Genomic DNA, 16,708 nt, shown 5'->3' on the forward strand with positions numbered 1-16,708 from the left:
GGTTTCTTCCTATCTAGTATTGTTGTTTCAAACTGTAAATCATCAACTGTTCATCAAGCTTCTTCTGGGCGATCTCTCCGGCGCTGAGATAGAACGGCCCTTCGTTGCGCTCAATGCGCTGCTGGAAGCTCAACATGCTCTCTTCCTTCTTCGGATCGATAAAGGTGCCGGTCGGTCCGTAGTTTTCCAAGAACGCCAGGTCCGGTTCCTTATTGAAGAACTTTTCCCAGCACTGAGTGTTTACCTGTACACGGTAAGTAATAGTTTTAGCATGAGAATGCACCGGAGCGTAAGCCCCAATTACTTCTAAATGGCCATAATGCGAGTGCAGCTTCAAAGCCGGACTTCCCCACTGAGTCATTCCGGAGCATTGCTCCACGTTCGCGTACCAAAGCCCGAAGGCCTTGGACAGGAAACCTAGACCATAAAACTGTTCTTCCTTTGGCAACAGGGAGTTTATAGAGCACAGGTTGTGGGCCACCCACTCGCCCTTGTGCATGGTCGGGATGATGATAAACAACGACAACGGAATCCAGTCCATGTCATCCAGGGATTCCACCTCTTTCAAGACGCCAGAGGTTTTAATGGGCGACAACGACGCTGGGAACTTCTTAGGGTCCAGCGCCTCACGCGCCGCCTTGGAAAGTGCCGATGGACGAGCGGCAAAACCCGCCACGAACCCCGGCATCACCGCACAGTCGTAAAAAACCCAACGCGGCATGGCCATGTTCGAGGGCCCGAAAGCACGCTCTTCCAGGGAGTAAATACGGTCAGCAAAGGCGAGTTCTTTGACGTCCAGAGGGTTCTTGATGACCGGAGCCTGAGTAAACCAGTTCAGACGATGCACCGACCCCGGTTGAGCGATCTGATTTTCCGGACGTACAAAGACGTAAGGTCTGATGTCATCCTGATTCATCCAGTTCGCTTTGGCCAATAGTGGGTTCATATCTCTCCAGTTCTTAAGTTGCTTCAGCTTGCGCGCCTACCGGCGCTCCAGCTCTGCCGGCGGGGCCGAGCTTCAGCTCTGTCGGCTGCCGCCGATACCTACCGGCGCTCCAGCTCTGCCGGCGGGGCCGAGCCGACCATGCTTTCTGGTTTTACTATGTTATCAAACTCTTCGCCAGAAAGGAGTCCAAGATTGATGGCTTCTTCGCGCAGTGTTGTGCCGTTTTTATGGGCAGTTTTGGCAATCTTGGCGGCATTGTCGTAGCCAATGTGAGGATTCAGAGCTGTTACCAGCATTAAAGACTGCTCCAAGTGCTTCTGAATTTGTTTATGGTTGGCTTCAATGCCAGAAACGCAGTGATCGGTGAAGGACTCGCAGGCGTCTGCGAGCAGTCGAATCGAGTTGAGCACATTAAACACAATCAAAGGTTTAAAGACATTCAGCTCAAAGTGCCCGGTCGCCCCACCGATGCTGACTGCCACGTGATTTCCCATCACCTGGGCACAGACCATCGTCATGGCTTCACTTTGCGTCGGATTGACCTTCCCCGGCATGATGGAGCTTCCCGGTTCATTTTCTGGCAAATGCAGCTCCCCGATGCCGCAACGAGGGCCCGAGCCCAAAAGACGAATGTCATTGGCGACCTTCATCAAAGACACGGCAGCGGAGTTCAGCGCACCACTGACCTCCACCAACGCATCATGCGAGGCCAAAGCTTCAAATTTATTTTCCGCCGAGACAAAGGGAATTCCCGTTTCTTTGGCGATCTCTGCCGCCGCTTCCACGGCAAACTTCGGATGTGTGTTCAGCCCCGTCCCCACAGCGGTGCCACCCAATGCCAATTCGTACAGATGAGGCAAAGTGTTCTTTACCCTCTGAATGGTGTGCTTTAGTTGCGTGGCATAGCCAGAGAACTCCTGCCCCAAGGTCAAAGGTGTTGCATCCATCAAATGCGTGCGACCGATTTTAACAATGCTTTGGAACTCTTTTTGTTTGTGTTCCAGGGCTTTATGCAGTTTTTCAAGCATCGGCAACAGGCGATGATGAATCTGCTCGCCCACGGCAATGTGCATGGCTGTGGGGAAGGTGTCGTTGGAAGACTGACCTTTATTGACGTCATCATTGGGATGCACTTCCTTGCTGGGAAGTTTCACACCCATCATATCCATCGCCCGATTGGCGATAACTTCGTTGGCATTCATGTTCGTCTGCGTGCCAGACCCCGTCTGCCACACCACCAGCGGGAAATGAGCATCCAGCTTCCCCTGAATCACTTCGTCAGCAGCCTTCACGATCAGGTCGGCTTTTTTTGTATCTAAGATCCCCAGTTTTTGATTGGTCAAAGCAGCTGATTTCTTCAAGATCCCCAGAGCTCGGATCATTTCCCGCGGAAAGCGATCCCCGCCGATACGGAAATTCTGCGTGGATCTTTGAGTCTGAGCCCCCCAGAACTTGTCTGCGGGAACCTGCACCTCACCCATGGTGTCTTTTTCAATTCTAAATCCGCTGCCTGACATACCTAAACTCCTTTGCGAGCGACCTGGCCGACATGGGCCTGATCGGTGGGATAAATCACAAGTTCCTGAATGTTCACATGGGCCGGCCGCGCCGCACACCACGCGATGGTTTCTGCAATGTCCTTGGCCATCAATGGCGTCATGCCTTCGTAGACCTTGTCGGCTTTGGCCTGATCTTTCAGTCTCACCACAGAAAATTCCGTGTTCACCATGCCCGGTTCAATATTCGTCACCCGAATTCTGGTGCCGAGCAAATCCATACGAAGTCCCTCCGATAAAGCACGCACCGCAAATTTGGTGGCGCAGTACACGCCCCCGCCCGGATAGGTCCAGCGGCCCGCGACCGAGCCTAAGTTTATAATATGGCCCGAGTTCTTTTTCACCATGTGTTCCACCACTCCGCGGGTCATGAAAAGCAACCCTTTAACGTTGGTGTCGATCATGGTTTCCCAGTCATCTAATGACGCTTCCTGCATTTTTTCGACTCCGCAGGCAAGACCGGCGTTGTTCACCAGAATTTCGACCTGAGGCAGGTCCGCCGCATGCGCCTTCATGAATTCACTGACTTCAAAACGATCTGAAACATCGAAACTGGCCAGCTTCACCTGTACTGCGGGAAATGCGATCTTTAATGCCTTTTGCAGCTCTTGCAATTTTTCGTAGCGACGCCCGGTCGCCAGAATAGAAAACCCCTGCTCTGCCAAAGAGTGAGCCGAGGCCCAGCCAATGCCCGAAGTTGCCCCGGTAATAAGTGCCCATTTTGTCATAATTCACCTCACCCCCCGACGATAGCAGGCAGTGAGGTCCTTGGGTATGCCACATGGTTTTCACAACCCCGCGCGACGCGGCGCCTTAGCAAAAGTTCCGGCGTACCTCTGAGGGGGAAATTCTGATAGTTTCGCGGACTATGAAATGTCCTTGTGGTTCTGAAAAAAATTATTCTGTGTGCTGTGGTGTTTATCATTCAGGTGAGGCTTTGGCCCCAACGGCGGAAGCACTGATGCGTTCGCGCTATTCTGCTTTTGCGAAAAATCAAATGCAGTATCTTCGTGATACGACCGATCCTCAGACTTTGGATCTGATCGACGATGAGGCCAATAAAGAATGGGCAGAGCGTGCCAAGTTTCTAAAGCTGGAAATCGTCAGCGCCGAAGAAAAAGGCACCAAGGGCCTTGTTGAATTTAAAGCCTATTACAGCATCGATGATGAAGAGTACATCCATCACGAAGTCAGCACGTTCCGCAAACAGGCTGGCGAATGGTTCTTTAAGTCCGGTAAAATCAAAGGGGAAAAAACCAAATGAAGTACTGGTTGATGAAGTCAGAGCCTGACGTTTTTTCTTTGGATCAGCTAAAAAAAGACAAAACCACCTGGTGGAATGGCGTGCGCAACTATCAGGCGCGCAATTTCATGATGAAAGACATGCAAGTGGGTGATGCGGTTTTGTTCTATCACTCCAATGCCACGCCCCCCGGAGTTGCGGGGTTGGCTCGGATTTCCAAGCTGGCGGAGCCGGATCAGGAACAATTCGATAAAAAGTCCGAATACTTTGACCCAAAAGCCACCAAGGATAAACCCATCTGGTACTGTGTTCAGGTCGAATACGTGGCGCACTTTAAGAACTTCGTCAGTCTTCAGGACCTGCGCGACAATGAAAAGCTTTCTGAAATGCTGGTTCTGCAAAAAGGTTCTCGCCTTTCTATTCAGCCTGTTGATAAAAAGCACTTCGATATCGTGAAAAAAATGGGCGGTAGCACGCCGTAAAATTCATTTCTTCTTTGTCGCTGCGTCGTCGCCGTACAATAAGTACGACTTCCTCCTCGCTTCGCGAATAAATGAATGTTACAGCATGCTCTTAAGGCAGGAAAATGAAGTTGTTTTTAGCTCCGATGGAAGGTGTGGTGGACTGGGTGATGCGTGATACGCTGACCCGGATTGGTGGCATTGATCAATGTGTCACTGAATTCCTGCGCGTCACCGACCGTCTGCACCCTGAAAGCGTCTTTTATAAAAACTGCCCGGAACTTAAAACGGGTTCCCGTACTCGCTGGGGCACTCCGGTCTTTGTCCAACTTCTTGGCGGTCAGGCCGAGCCTTTGGCTCTCAATGCCCAGCGGGCTGTCAAACTGGGGGCTTTGGGTGTGGATCTGAACTTTGGTTGCCCGGCAAAGACCGTCAATCGCCATGATGGAGGCGCCAGTCTTTTGAAGTCCTGCGATCGGGTTTTTGACATCGTCAAAACAGTTCGCCAGGCCGTCCCCGCCGAAGTTCCCGTCACCGCGAAAATCCGTCTGGGTTTTGACGACCCGACAAAATGTCTGGAAATTGCCCAGGCAGTTGAAGAAGCCAATGCCACTTGGTTGACGGTTCACTGCCGCACGAAAACCGATGGCTACAAACCACCGGCTTACTGGGACTGGATTCCGAAGATCAAAGAAAAGACCAAGATCAAACTGATTGCCAATGGCGAAATCTGGAACGTCAGTGACTTTAACCGCTGTGTGGAAGTCACCCAATGCGAAGACTACATGATCGGCCGCGGGGTGATGTCCAATCCATTCATCTTCCGCCAGATCAAACAAAGTCTGCAACAAGAACCCGTCGAGGAAATGAGCTGGGAACGCGCGCGCCCTCTGCTGCCACAGTTTTTTGACGCCAGCACCTTATACATCAACGACTACTTCGCTGTTTCACGCACCAAACAGTGGCTCAAAGCGCTGTCTTTGAAAAACCCGGAAGCCAAACAAGTCTTTGACGAAATCAAAGTCCTAAAAAAGCCCTCCGAATTCAAATCAAAACTAGAATCCATCTGCCTCTAGGAAAAGGTGCCTGGTTGTTTTTTCTGGCTACTACGCAGCAGCCACACAAAAAAAACAAAACAACCTCATCGCCCCTAGCACCGAGGGCACCCCCAGCACGCAAGGACGCCGCCTGATGCATCGTAGCCAGAAAAAACAACCAGGCACCTTTTACGGTACGGCTTGGTAGGCAGAGGCTGTGCCCTTGGCGCGGGCGTCTTCGTTGAAGCGCTTGATGGCTTCTGCGAATTTCTTTTGAATCAGAGCGCGCTCACCACTGGTGAGTTTAAGATTCTGGGCCTCACCGATCAGCAACTGAACCTGGCCCTTGTTGAGCTCTTTGGTTTTCATATCCACGCCAAACACCAGCCCCTTCAATCGTCGTGGCTCCATGCTGGTGCTCAGGGTCTGGCGCAGAATCTTTTCCACCGACTCTCCATGATTGGCCAGAGCATTACGAGCTTCGGCCACCTTCACCCCGTCAGGGATAAAGGCCATACGGAAGGAACTTCCCATTTCATCATTTGCCATGAGGTTCTTTAAGATCTTTTTCTTTTCAGCCTCGGTCAGGGGCTTCGTGGCCACGGCCACACAATCATCCCCGGAGCAGACGGACTTGAGTTTTCCAGGATCCACCGAGTCCTTTAGAACCTCCTGGAAATACTTTTTCTGAGCGTCGAATCTTTTTGTGACCGCCTTTTCACCCTTGCGCACATTTTCCAAAGCACCATTTAAGCTCTTGGAATTTGCCAAAGCCTCGGCTGTTTCCTTCAAGTTGGCAGAACCCAAGCCAATCACGTCGGCCGACAGTCCACCATTTTGCGCCTTGTTCAGATGCGCAATTTCCCGCTTGCTGACGTGAATCCCCGGCGAAAACTCGTCCACGGACTTCACATACTTTTCCATCTTCTGAACTGTACTGGTGGAAAGCTCCGAAAGACCAAAACGGTTCTTCAAGCCAGCTTTGATCTGTTCAGTGTTCCCGCCCCCCTTTACGGACGATATCATAGACATCCTGATGAAAGGTGTTGCCTTGAACCATCGAGGTCTTTGCAACTTCTGAACGCAACTGCGTGCGCTGAGTTTCCAGGGACTTCAAGCTTCCCTGCAAAGCCGTTTGAACAGTGCCATTTTTGAAACTCTGAAGGTCGTTGGTGCTGGTTTGTCGCGAATAGCGAGCCGCTATATTGGCCTGATCCGCCGACACACCCGTTCCGCCGCGGAACCAGGTTTCAGCCTTATCACCGGCTTTCAGGACGCCGGACTCGCGCAGCTTCGACGTGTATTCACTGTTGGCCTCGGCAAAGATTTTCTTCAGTTGAGAATCCAGATCCGCAGGCACCTTCCCTGAAAAGGCAAAACGCGACGACTTAAAATCGGAATACTTATCAATCACCAATCCGGGATTGGCGGCTTCAAGCTTTTCGATTTTTTTGAACAGAATCTCTTTATGATAGTTCGTAAGACCCGTCACAAGGTTCTTATCCTTCAACGTGTCGTTCAAAGTCTTCATCTGGCTGTTTTCAATGTCCAGGAACGTGATCTTAGAGTTCGTCCCCTTTTCTGCCAGGCTGATCCATTTTTCATTCTGAGCCACCGTTGTGGGTGAATAGCTCAGGTACTTCCCCGTCAGCTCGGCACGAGTGACCTTGCTTCCTGTCGCAGCGACGGCTGTCGCCGCGTGCACTTCACGTTCGGCCTTGCTCAGACGGCTTGCCGCCACAGCGACCCGGGCTCCTTTTACAAAGTAGCCCGCCACCAAGGTCGGATCCACGACAGTTCCGATGGCATAACATTGCAATTCTTCCCGCGCGACGGCGTTGTAACAGGAGTAACGCTGATACTGTTCTTTGATCTTATCACCCACGACACTCATCAGGCTTTTCAGTTTTGAGGCCTGTTCTTTGGTGAGTTCCACCTCGTCACGAACTCTTTCTGAAATCGGGACGTAGGGTTTGGGGCGCATGCGATCCAAAGAGGCCTGATAGGCCTTCATGTCTTGGGCTTGCGTATATAAAAACACCGCCGGCATCTTCGCCAATTTTTCGTCAGTGAAGTCTCGGTAGCGGTGATCGTCTTTCACCAGATCTCGTTTGCAGGCAATGGACTTGTCACATTCCTTTAGGAAGGCGGCCCGTTCGCGTCGGTTCTTTTTAAATGTTTCCCAACTGTCCTCAACAAAGCCCGCCAACGAAACGGACATGTCCTTCAGGGAAACACCCAGATCAATCATCGCGTTTTTATAGCCACGCAAACAAGCCTGTGCCTGTTCTCGCCCCAGATCCATCTGCTCTTGGCACTGCGCCTGAAAGCTGCATTTGCGCATCAATGGCGCCCAGGTCGGATGCTGTTTGGCCAACTGCTCACAGTTCTGAGCCTTCACTTCAAGCTGGCAGTTCCATTCCTTTTGTTGGCGGAATTTTTTCTGCTGATCGTTGCATTCGCCCTTGATTGAACACTGGGAAAGCAGGACAAGATCCATCGAGGCCTGGACAGGCCCAAACAAAATCGTGACAAAGATAAACACTAAAACACGAGCAACCAAGACATATTCCTTTTACTTCTTTTCGGAATATGGCCTCTTGGTCAAAAGGCGATCAAAAAATTCTCATCTTGAGGCGGCAAGTTTTGTATCACCCGTTAAGGCTAAAACAATTTCTGAAAAATCCAGTAGGGACTTCGCATTTTCACTATTTGCAATTTATAGGTTTTGGCAAACCACTCCATGCTTTTTTCTGAGAAAAACACGACGTGTGTCGTATCCCGGCGATAATGCCAGTCATGGAAAGCGGCTTCTCCACGGTGGGCGGAAGTCATGACTCCCAAAAGGCCCCCGGGCTTCAGAAGACGCAACATTCGCTCGATTTCCTGTCTTGGAGCGTACAAATGCTCCCACACCTCGGTGCTGGTGACCAGGTGATAGGTGCGCCGAAGTTCATCCTGATTGGGATGATAATACAAATCATAATTGTGCGTTTTAAAACCACGCTCGGATAATAGACCGGACAAAACAGGCGAAGGACCACATCCGTAATCCAAAGAGGTCAACTGCGACGGACTGATGCCTGCGGCTTTAAAGTGTTCCTCTAATCCCTGCACCAGCGGCAAGAAGAAATCACGATGACCAGCATTGTTCGTGTTTTCATGCAGATCGTAGCGCTGTTTTTCTTCTTCGGGTCCCAGCCGTTCCGAGGGTTCCATAAAGATCAAATCACACTCTGCGCAATGGAAATAGCTGTGAACAGGCTTTTTATCCACTCTGAAAGGCGCAACATGAGGTGTGTGACACAATAAACAGTCCATAGCTAGTTGAACTTGTCTGCCCTTGCAGACAATGTCAAAATGAATCATGGCAAAAGTATTAATCTACAAGAAAAACCCTTGTCCTTACTGCGATCGCGCAATCAACTTCCTGACTGACAAAGGAATTGCCCACGATATCGTGGATTTGACGGACAAGCCTGAAGAAATTGACAGAATCAAAAACGAAACCGGCTGGAGAACCGTCCCCATCATCATGATCGATGGCAAACTGATCGGTGGCTATACTGATTTGAAAGCTTTGGACGAAGAAGGCAAATTGATGCCTCTGTTGAAGACGGAATAACGCGGCAGTTGGTGCTCACAATGCTTCTACTGACGAAGCTCCGTGCGTAAGCTCATTTCCACGGGGCCTTCGAAGAACTTCTGCACACCTTGGATCATTTCATCGGTTGTGCGTGCTTTGGCACAAACTCCCACCAGGAAATTTCCAAAAGGCAGCCACACGCTGGTGGTGCGCACATAGAAGCGCACTTTTCTCATCGCCAGATCTTCGCCAAAGTAATGACGACTGCGCTCGATCAACTTAATCAAAACACGCCCGTATTCAGCGCCTTCTTCTTCGGAAGTGCGCGGAGCTTTCTGCCCTTCTTTTCCGGCCGGGGCTGCAAAACCCAACTCCTCCCCCAGCTGCCATAGCATCCAGGGGCGCGCCGCCAAACCACGGCCGGCCATCGCCATGTCGCAACCGGTTTCACGCAACATCAGGATCGCATCTTCCACGGTTTGCACATCGCCGTTTCCAATGACCGGGAAATCCACGGCGCGATGAAGCTGTTTGATTTGTTCCCAGTCCGCACTGCCACGACGCTTTTGCGCGGCCGTGCGCGGATGCAGACACACCCAAGCCGCACCGGAATTTCGTAAGCCTGAAACAAACGTCAAAAGTTCGTCGAATTCTTTGGTGCTTCCCACCGCCCGCAACTTCACACTGACCGGTACTGTGGAGTTTTTGACGGTCATACGCACCACTTCGGCGGCGTAGGTCGGATCGCCCATCAACGCCACACCATAATTGTGCTTCAGAGCTTTTTGCACGGGGCAACCCATATTGATATCGATGGCTTCAGCACCCCACTCGATAAGGCGCTTAACACTTTCTGCGATGGGTCCTTCTTCATTGCCAAGAATTTGCGGCACCAGTCCGTTTTCATTCGGACTGCGCATGGTTTCAGGAGTTGTTTCAAGATTTTCGCCGGGGACGCGACGAGAGTTCAGCATTTCTGTGGGCCAGATTGTATAAGCGTCAGCAGGAAGATATTCCCGCATAACCTCACGCAAAGCCACGTGAGTCAGCCCCACCATCGGGGCCAGACACAACGGGAAGTTTACTTTTCCACCCAGAACAGGGCGATGCAGACCCAGCTTCATGGCCCCTTCAAGATTTCAAAATTACTTTACGGCCGCTTGGCCAAGAAAATCCGGAGCCCACTTTTTGACAGCCTCGTAGGAACCGAATAACAAACCCGAGAAGAACAAATCACCATAGATTTGATTATCAAAGAATGGCAATCCCGCCACCAGACATTGGAACAATCCCGCTGGAGTGGGCGCATACATGGTTCCCATCACCCAAACACCAAAGTTGGAGATCAGGAAGAACAACGAACTGGTCACCAATGAAAGGCCGGCAATTTTCGCCGCGCCCTTTTGATCACGCAAGTTCCAACCCAAAATTACAACTATCGCGAAAGCCAGATACACAAAGACCATCGTGTTATGGAAGCCCAACACCAGATCACTTAGGAACAAAGCCGCCAAAGGAATCAACAAAGACTGCTTTTTGGATGGGAAGTAAGCCCCGCCAAACAACGCCATCGCACCAATCGCGGTGAAGTTCCAAGGGTGAGGAATCAATCGGCTGAAAGCCGCGCCAAGAACCATCAAGATCAAAGTCATTAATCGTGTATTCATGACGCGCAAGCTATCACCTATTCATACGATTGTCCACCAGTTCTTGAACCACCCCTGGCTCAGAAAGTGTTGTAATATCGCCTAGTTGATCCGGGTGGTTTTCAGCAATCTTGCGCAAAATACGACGCATGATCTTGCCCGAACGGGTTTTTGGCAATCGTGGTGCCCACTGAATCAAATCCGGTGTGGCAATGGGACCAATCTCTTTACGAACCGTTTGCACCAGTTCTTTGCGCAGATCTTCGCTCGGAGTTTCCCCCGTGCGCAAAGTCACAAAGGCATAAATCCCCTGCCCTTTGATGTCGTGCGGGTACCCCACCACTGCGGCCTCGGCCACTTTCGGATGAGCCACCAGAGCCGACTCAATTTCAGCCGTCCCCAGTCGGTGCCCAGACACATTGATCACATCATCCACGCGGCCCGTGATCCAGTAATATCCATCCTCATCACGACGACAGCCGTCTCCCGTAAAATAGAAGCCGGGATAGTTCGAAAAATAAGTGTCCTCAAAACGCTTATGATCGCCGAAGACCGTGCGCATTTGTCCTGGCCAGGAATCCGCAATCGCCAAAACGCCCTCTCCCGGGCCTTGGATTTCCTGCCCCTCATTCGTCAAAAGCTTCGGCTGAACACCGAAGAAGGGCAAGGTCGCAGAACCTGGCTTTTGCGCTATGGCTCCAGGAAGTGGCGTGATCAGGATGCCTCCGGTTTCTGTCTGCCACCAGGTATCCACCACCGGACAGCGCCCTTCCCCGACCACGTCATGATACCAGGCCCAGGCTTCGGGATTGATGGGTTCGCCGACCGAGCCCAACAAACGAAGTGTCTTGCGGGATGTGGATTTCACATGCGCATCCCCCTCACGCATCAAAGAACGAATTGCCGTCGGAGACGTATAGAAGATCGTCACCTTGTGTTTGTCCACCACTTCCCAGAATCGGGACGGGGTTGGATAATTCGGCACGCCTTCAAAAAACAAGGTGGTGGCTCCGTTTGCCAGAGGTCCGTACACAATATAGCTGTGACCGGTGACCCAGCCCACGTCCGCTGAACACCAATAGATGTCATCTTCGTGATAATCAAAAACATACTTGTGAGTCACACTGGCATAGACCAGATAACCACCCGTCGTGTGCAACACCCCTTTGGGCTTTCCGGTCGAACCGGAGGTGTAAAGAATAAACAGCGGATCTTCCGCATCCATCGCCTCTGGTTCACACTGATCACTGACGGACTGCACTTGCTCATGATACCAAAGATCACGACCCGGTTTCATTTCAACATCATTGCCAGCATATTTTACGACCAGGACACTTTTTACATCCGGTGTCTTCAAAAGAGCTTTATCAATATTTTCTTTCAGCGAAATCACCTTGCTGCCGCGATAACCGGCGTCCCCAGTGATTACAAACTGACAGTGTCCATCCAAAATACGATCCGAAATTGAGTCCGGAGAGAAACCGGCAAAGACCACAGAGTGAACCGCTCCGATCCGTGTGCACGCCAGCATTGCAATGGCTGTTTCAGGAATCATCGGCATGTAGATGGTGACAACATCACCTTTTTTTACGCCCATTTTTTTCAGGACGTTGGCAAAGCGGCAGACCTCGCGATGCAGTTCTTTGTAGGTGATAGAACGGGCTTTGACGGAAGGATTATCCGGTTCCCACAACAAGGCGACTTTATCCCCGCGTGTCTGCAAATGACGATCGATGCAGTTGGCAGAAACATTCAGCTTCCCCCCCTGATACCACTTGATGTGCACAGGTTTTTTAAAGCTGACGTCTTTGACTTTGTCCCACTTTTTGATCCAGTCCAGACTCTCTGCCTGCTCTGCCCAAAAGGCTTCGTTGTCCTTGACCGAGCGCTCGTACATTTCTTTGTACTTTGACTCATTAATCCAGGCCTTCTTTGCCACCTCAGCGTTTACGGGATAAATCTCTTTGTGCATAGTCACCTCAGTATCTATTTATCGTAAAACAAATGAGAATCAGGTCAAACACTAACGCTGAGAGAAGTCAGTAAAAGAACTTCCGCTTTGATCTCAGCCTGAATATACTAAGCACAACCAAGGATATTTTTGACGGGAGCACAGCGTGGCTTTGCAGATTCAACACTTCTTCGACCCAGGAACATCAACCCTGACTTATGTGGCCTATGACACGACATCAAAAGACGCAGTCGTGATTGACCCTGTCTGGGACTTCGATGCGGCCTCGGGGCAGCTCTCGACAAAATCACTGGAAGCTGTTTTGAACTTTCTTTCCAGCAATGCTCTGCACCCCCACTATATTCTTGAGACTCACGCTCATGCAGATCACATCTCCAGCTCACAGCTTTTTAAAAAGCACTTCCCTGATATCAAAGTGGCTGTCGGCGAACGCATCACCGAAGTGCAGGGCATTTTCAGCAAAACATTCAATATGAAGAATCTGGACACCACGGGAAAGGACTTCGACCGTCTGCTCAGTGAAAACGAGGAGTTTTCTGCGGGGACCTTGAAAATTAAATACTTCCAGACTCCGGGTCACACCCCGGCATGTGGGTGCTATTTGATCGGGGATGCTGTCTTCACAGGGGATGCGATCTTTATGCCGGATTCGGGCACAGGTCGCTGCGATTTTCCCGGCGGCAGCGCTGAAAGTCTTTATGAATCCGTCACCAAGAAGATCTACAAACTTCCCGAGGACACGCGCATCTTTGTCGGTCATGACTACCAACCTCAAGGGCGCGAACTTCAGTTTCAAACCACTGTTGGAGATCAAAAAAGAAAGAACATTCAACTGACCGCAGAAACAGCCCGGGAACAGTTTTTAAAGTTCCGCAATGAACGTGACGCCACCTTAACTGCGCCAAAACTTTTACTTCCCAGCATTCAGGTCAACATCCGAGCGGGTCACTTGCCAGAGCCTGAATCCAACGGACGAAGATACTTGAAAATTCCTGTCAGCTGATTGGCTGACAGGAACCTTTAGGACGTTTTACATTTTTTGAATCTGATCGATCAGGATGAACGTTCCCATCAAGAGAACGAAGACTCCGAATCCTTTTTTAAGTGCGGCTTCTGAAACCCTCTTTGACAGCTTCATACCGATGAAAAGACCGATAACCGCAATGCCCGCTACACTTAACAGCAGCGTCCAATCAATCGGAGTGCCTTGCTGCAGGTCCCCTATGAACCCCAGCAGTGATTTAGCCGCAATGATAAACAGCGAGCTCCCCACCGCGAGTTTCATGGGAAGACCGACCAGCAGAACCAGGGCTGGAATGATCAAGAAGCCTCCGCCTGCTCCGACGAATCCAGTCACACCACCCACCAGCAGACCTTCCACCGCGATCAAGGCAATTCTTGCCTTCAGGCTCATGTCTGCCGCCGTTTTCGGCTTTGATTTAGAGCGCATCATGGAAACAGACGCAGCCACCATCAACACCGCGAAGATCGCCATGATCAAGAGCGCTTTAGAAATCGTGTGCGCGCCAATTGAAAAGACCGGATCCGGCAGGTTGGGCATCACGAAAGCCCGGGTCAGATAAACACCGATGAAACTTGGCACAGCAAAGATCATCGCAGTTTTAAGATCCACTTCGCCGCGTTTTAAGTAAAAGGCGCCACCCACCAAGGCCGTCAAGCCCACGATGAAAAGTGAATAGGCTGTTGAAAGCACCGGATCCACACCAAAAAGATACACCAAAATCGGCACCGTCAGAATGGAGCCACCCCCGCCAATCAGGCCCAGGCTCAACCCCATAAAGATAGACGCTATGTAGCCGACGATTTCCATATCCAACCTCACTTCTGAAGCTTAAGTTTTTTATCCACCAGACGGAACAGATACATCCCGACCAGCATACTGATGACAAAATAGAATACACGCGGTTCAAAACTTGCCAGTGATGTCACGGCAGGTCCCGGACAGAATCCGGCTAAACCCCAACCCGCACCAAACAAAACGGCCCCCACCATCAACGCAGGTGTCAGCTCCGTTTTTGTCGGAACGTGCCACTTGGTATCCAACAGCGGTGTGGATCTTCTGCGAATCAGAAGGTACGTCACAAAGTGCACGGCAATCGCGCCCATCATGACAAACACCAGGGAAGGATCCCAGTTACCAAAAAGATCCAGGAAGCCCACAACCTTTTGAGGCTGAGTCATACCCGAAACACCAAGACCAATTGCAAAGACAAAACCTACGACCAAAGCTGCAAACGCATTTTTCATGACAACACCCCCAAAGCTCTAAACAAAGCCACTGCACCCATACCCGCGGCGATGAACGCCAGCGTAGCCACCAATGATCTTGGTGACAGGCGACTGATTCCACACACACCGTGACCGCTGGTGCAGCCACTTCCCATCACTGTTCCAAATCCGACCAACAGTCCGGCCGCAACCACCGTCCAGTCCGCTGTGGCAAGCTGTCCCGAAAAGACCTCTGGATGAGTCAATTTCATCACCAAACCACCCAGGAAAAGTCCACCGACAAACATCACACGCCACAAGGTGTCCCCTTTGAGCGGCGACAAGATCCCATTGATGATGCCACTGATGCCCGTCACACGACCATTCCAGTAAAGCATCAAGGAAACGGCCATCCCAATGATGCTTCCCCCAATAAGTGCGTTTATCCATTCCTGCTGCATATTTATTCTCCTTTATTTCTTTCTACTAAAAACTTTTTTTCATTCCAACGAATCATCCCACCGGTCATGTTCACTGTAAACCGATAGCCTAACTTTTGACTTTCAGCGGTTGCCTGTCCTGAACGTCCGCCACTGCGGCAGATAAAGACAATCTCTTCACTGCGATCTCCCTTTTCCAGGAAGGCCGTCAGCTCCGGCCCCAAGGTCACCAGCTCGGCGCCGGCGATATGACCGTATTCTGCATTAAATTCATCGGGTCGACGCACGTCGATCAAACGAATATTTCCGGCCGCGGCCGCTGACAATTTGCTATGAACATCCTCCACACTCACCTCAGGAATTCCGTCCACATTTTGTGGATGGAAAGTTCGGTGATCCCGAGGCATCCCACAGGCCATATTAGCTGGCACGGCCTCATGTATTTTGCGAGGATTCGCGAGTTTCAAATCCGACATGATCTGTTGAAACTGCGCCTTGCTAATGCGCTCGTTCAAGCGCGGGTTGTGCATTTTCTCGGTGCCAATGGTGGAAGAAGTCATGCCTCGATAATCATGCCCAGGATAGACGATGGTTTGATCCGGAAGCTGGAACAACTTGCCTGTCACACTTTCATACAGTTTTTCAGATGAGCCCTGTTGAAAGTCCGTGCGACCACAGCCGCGGATCAAAAGAGCATCCCCAGTGAAAGCACGGCCTTCAAAAACATAGGTCATACAGGTGTTGGTGTGACCAGGGGTTGCTAACACATGGATTTTTTTATCGCCCAAGAAAAGCTCTTGCCCGTCTTCCAGTGGAATGTCCACACATCCGACCTGGGCGTCTTTACTGACGGCCGTTTGCACACCGGTGCGACGACGAATTTCACCAGCCCCAGTGATGTGATCCGCATGTATGTGCGTGTCCAGAACATACATCAATCTCAGCCCCAGCTCTTCGATCAGCTTTAGATCCCGATCGACAGTTTCCAGAACTGGATCAATCAAAGCCGCCTCTTTGCTTTTTGCGTCTGCAATCAGATAGGTGTAAGTGGAAGATTCGGAATCAAAAAGCTGGTGAAAGATGATGTCGTTTTTCATGGCCTCTCCTTTATTTAAGTACTGTTCAACGATGGCCTCAACGCCGTTACCTGCCAGGGGCTTTTTCAACTGTGCCCATCTTTCGCATTGAGAAAGAAGGACACAGTTCTGTGCTTCTCCGCAGCGGCGCTCAAGTTCTTCGAGCAAATGTTCCGGCGCCACCATCACCGCCAGGCGATTGCCCAGGACGTCGATTTCTTTTTCCAGATGGTTCATTGGCACCCATTGGGCGCCGGGAATATGCCCCTGTAAAAAGGCCACGCGATCGCGAAGATCAATAATCTTCAACAAATGCGGCTCAGTTGCCCAGATGTTGTAAACTTGCTCACAGCTTATTTGGTTTAATGACTTCGTTTCCATGCGCCCATAATGGCATATCGAACTGATCTAGAATGATGTCCTAGGACATAATGCACCTTAGAAAAATACAGCCCCTCGTCCCAGATCGAGATCCAGTCCAGCCGCTTGGTAAAATGACACGCGACAATTATGTCC

Annotated in this window: 18 protein-coding genes; 5 read left to right on the forward strand and 13 right to left on the reverse strand. The window is 50.8% G+C overall.

What is annotated here, in order from left to right; genetic code table 11:
- Positions 1–13 precede the first annotated feature (13 nt).
- The 3 genes from ACZ5ZV_RS13685 to ACZ5ZV_RS13695 all read right to left on the reverse strand — a co-directional run bounded on the left by ACZ5ZV_RS13685 (position 14) and on the right by ACZ5ZV_RS13695 (position 3,233).
- Positions 14–946 carry a hypothetical protein gene (locus ACZ5ZV_RS13685; protein WP_464117640.1) on the reverse strand — a complete coding sequence of 311 codons (933 nt, stop codon included), beginning with the start codon at positions 944–946 and terminating at the stop codon, positions 14–16.
- A 98-nt stretch (positions 947–1,044) separates the two neighbouring features.
- Positions 1,045–2,463 (reverse strand): class II fumarate hydratase, encoded by a 1,419-nt coding sequence (gene fumC, locus ACZ5ZV_RS13690; RefSeq protein ID WP_464117642.1) that lies wholly within the window; start codon positions 2,461–2,463, stop codon positions 1,045–1,047.
- A 2-nt stretch (positions 2,464–2,465) separates the two neighbouring features.
- Complete coding sequence (locus ACZ5ZV_RS13695; RefSeq protein WP_464121421.1) at positions 2,466–3,233, reverse strand: SDR family NAD(P)-dependent oxidoreductase; 768 nt, start codon at positions 3,231–3,233, stop codon at positions 2,466–2,468.
- Positions 3,234–3,370: 137 nt separating this feature from the next.
- Between ACZ5ZV_RS13695 and ACZ5ZV_RS13700 the strand changes: the two genes are divergently transcribed.
- The 3 genes from ACZ5ZV_RS13700 (at position 3,371) to ACZ5ZV_RS13710 (ending at position 5,282) form a co-directional block, all read left to right on the forward strand.
- A complete protein-coding gene (locus ACZ5ZV_RS13700) occupies positions 3,371–3,766 on the forward strand; it encodes a YchJ family protein (RefSeq protein ID WP_464117643.1) in 396 nt (131 codons plus the stop codon).
- A complete protein-coding gene (locus ACZ5ZV_RS13705) occupies positions 3,763–4,227 on the forward strand; it encodes an EVE domain-containing protein (RefSeq protein WP_464117644.1) in 465 nt (154 codons plus the stop codon). The genes ACZ5ZV_RS13700 and ACZ5ZV_RS13705 overlap by 4 nt, the downstream gene beginning before the upstream one ends.
- A 104-nt stretch (positions 4,228–4,331) precedes the next feature.
- Complete coding sequence (locus ACZ5ZV_RS13710) at positions 4,332–5,282, forward strand: tRNA dihydrouridine synthase (protein WP_464117645.1); 951 nt, start codon at positions 4,332–4,334, stop codon at positions 5,280–5,282.
- Between the two features lie 150 nt (positions 5,283–5,432).
- On the opposite strand, the gene ACZ5ZV_RS13715 is transcribed toward ACZ5ZV_RS13710, so the two are convergent.
- From ACZ5ZV_RS13715 to ACZ5ZV_RS13725, 3 genes are all read right to left on the reverse strand, one after another.
- A complete protein-coding gene (locus tag ACZ5ZV_RS13715; RefSeq protein WP_464117646.1) occupies positions 5,433–6,269 on the reverse strand; it encodes a hypothetical protein in 837 nt (278 codons plus the stop codon).
- Complete coding sequence (locus ACZ5ZV_RS13720; RefSeq protein ID WP_464117647.1) at positions 6,235–7,743, reverse strand: hypothetical protein; 1,509 nt, start codon at positions 7,741–7,743, stop codon at positions 6,235–6,237. The genes ACZ5ZV_RS13715 and ACZ5ZV_RS13720 overlap by 35 nt, the downstream gene beginning before the upstream one ends.
- Before the next feature lie 164 nt (positions 7,744–7,907).
- Complete coding sequence (locus ACZ5ZV_RS13725; RefSeq protein WP_464117649.1) at positions 7,908–8,462, reverse strand: class I SAM-dependent methyltransferase; 555 nt, start codon at positions 8,460–8,462, stop codon at positions 7,908–7,910.
- A 148-nt stretch (positions 8,463–8,610) separates the two neighbouring features.
- Between ACZ5ZV_RS13725 and ACZ5ZV_RS13730 the strand changes: the two genes are divergently transcribed.
- Positions 8,611–8,868, forward strand: a complete 258-nt coding sequence (locus tag ACZ5ZV_RS13730) for a glutaredoxin (protein ID WP_464117651.1) — start codon at positions 8,611–8,613, stop codon at positions 8,866–8,868.
- Positions 8,869–8,894: 26 nt separating this feature from the next.
- Here ACZ5ZV_RS13730 and ACZ5ZV_RS13735 read toward each other — a convergent pair whose 3' ends face one another.
- From ACZ5ZV_RS13735 to acs, 3 genes are read right to left on the reverse strand one after another with little or no spacing between them, the layout of a single operon-like run.
- Positions 8,895–9,953 carry a tRNA dihydrouridine synthase gene (locus ACZ5ZV_RS13735; RefSeq protein ID WP_464117653.1) on the reverse strand — a complete coding sequence of 353 codons (1,059 nt, stop codon included), beginning with the start codon at positions 9,951–9,953 and terminating at the stop codon, positions 8,895–8,897.
- A gap of 21 nt (positions 9,954–9,974) precedes the next feature.
- Complete coding sequence (locus tag ACZ5ZV_RS13740) at positions 9,975–10,496, reverse strand: DUF6580 family putative transport protein (protein WP_464117654.1); 522 nt, start codon at positions 10,494–10,496, stop codon at positions 9,975–9,977.
- 13 nt (positions 10,497–10,509) lie between these two features.
- Entirely contained in the window at positions 10,510–12,447 is a 1,938-nt protein-coding gene (gene acs, locus ACZ5ZV_RS13745) for an acetate--CoA ligase (protein ID WP_464117656.1), read from the reverse strand.
- A gap of 145 nt (positions 12,448–12,592) precedes the next feature.
- On the opposite strand from acs, the gene ACZ5ZV_RS13750 reads away from it, so the two are divergent.
- Positions 12,593–13,450 (forward strand): MBL fold metallo-hydrolase, encoded by an 858-nt coding sequence (locus ACZ5ZV_RS13750; protein WP_464117657.1) that lies wholly within the window; start codon positions 12,593–12,595, stop codon positions 13,448–13,450.
- A 27-nt stretch (positions 13,451–13,477) separates the two neighbouring features.
- Here ACZ5ZV_RS13750 and ACZ5ZV_RS13755 read toward each other — a convergent pair whose 3' ends face one another.
- Genes ACZ5ZV_RS13755 through ACZ5ZV_RS13770 form a run of 4 tightly spaced genes read right to left on the reverse strand, consistent with a single transcriptional unit; the run spans position 13,478 to position 16,573 of the window.
- A complete protein-coding gene (locus tag ACZ5ZV_RS13755) occupies positions 13,478–14,278 on the reverse strand; it encodes a sulfite exporter TauE/SafE family protein (RefSeq protein WP_464117658.1) in 801 nt (266 codons plus the stop codon).
- A gap of 8 nt (positions 14,279–14,286) precedes the next feature.
- Positions 14,287–14,715: a DUF6691 family protein gene (locus ACZ5ZV_RS13760; RefSeq protein WP_464117660.1), complete on the reverse strand. Its 429-nt coding sequence runs from the start codon at positions 14,713–14,715 to the stop codon at positions 14,287–14,289.
- Positions 14,712–15,137, reverse strand: a complete 426-nt coding sequence (locus tag ACZ5ZV_RS13765) for a YeeE/YedE family protein (RefSeq protein ID WP_464117661.1) — start codon at positions 15,135–15,137, stop codon at positions 14,712–14,714. The genes ACZ5ZV_RS13760 and ACZ5ZV_RS13765 overlap by 4 nt, the downstream gene beginning before the upstream one ends.
- 2 nt (positions 15,138–15,139) lie before the next feature.
- Entirely contained in the window at positions 15,140–16,573 is a 1,434-nt protein-coding gene (locus ACZ5ZV_RS13770) for a rhodanese-like domain-containing protein (protein ID WP_464117662.1), read from the reverse strand.
- Between the last annotated feature and the right edge of the window lie 135 nt (positions 16,574–16,708).

The sequence above is a fragment of the Bdellovibrio sp. HAGR004 genome (genome assembly GCF_055397015.1).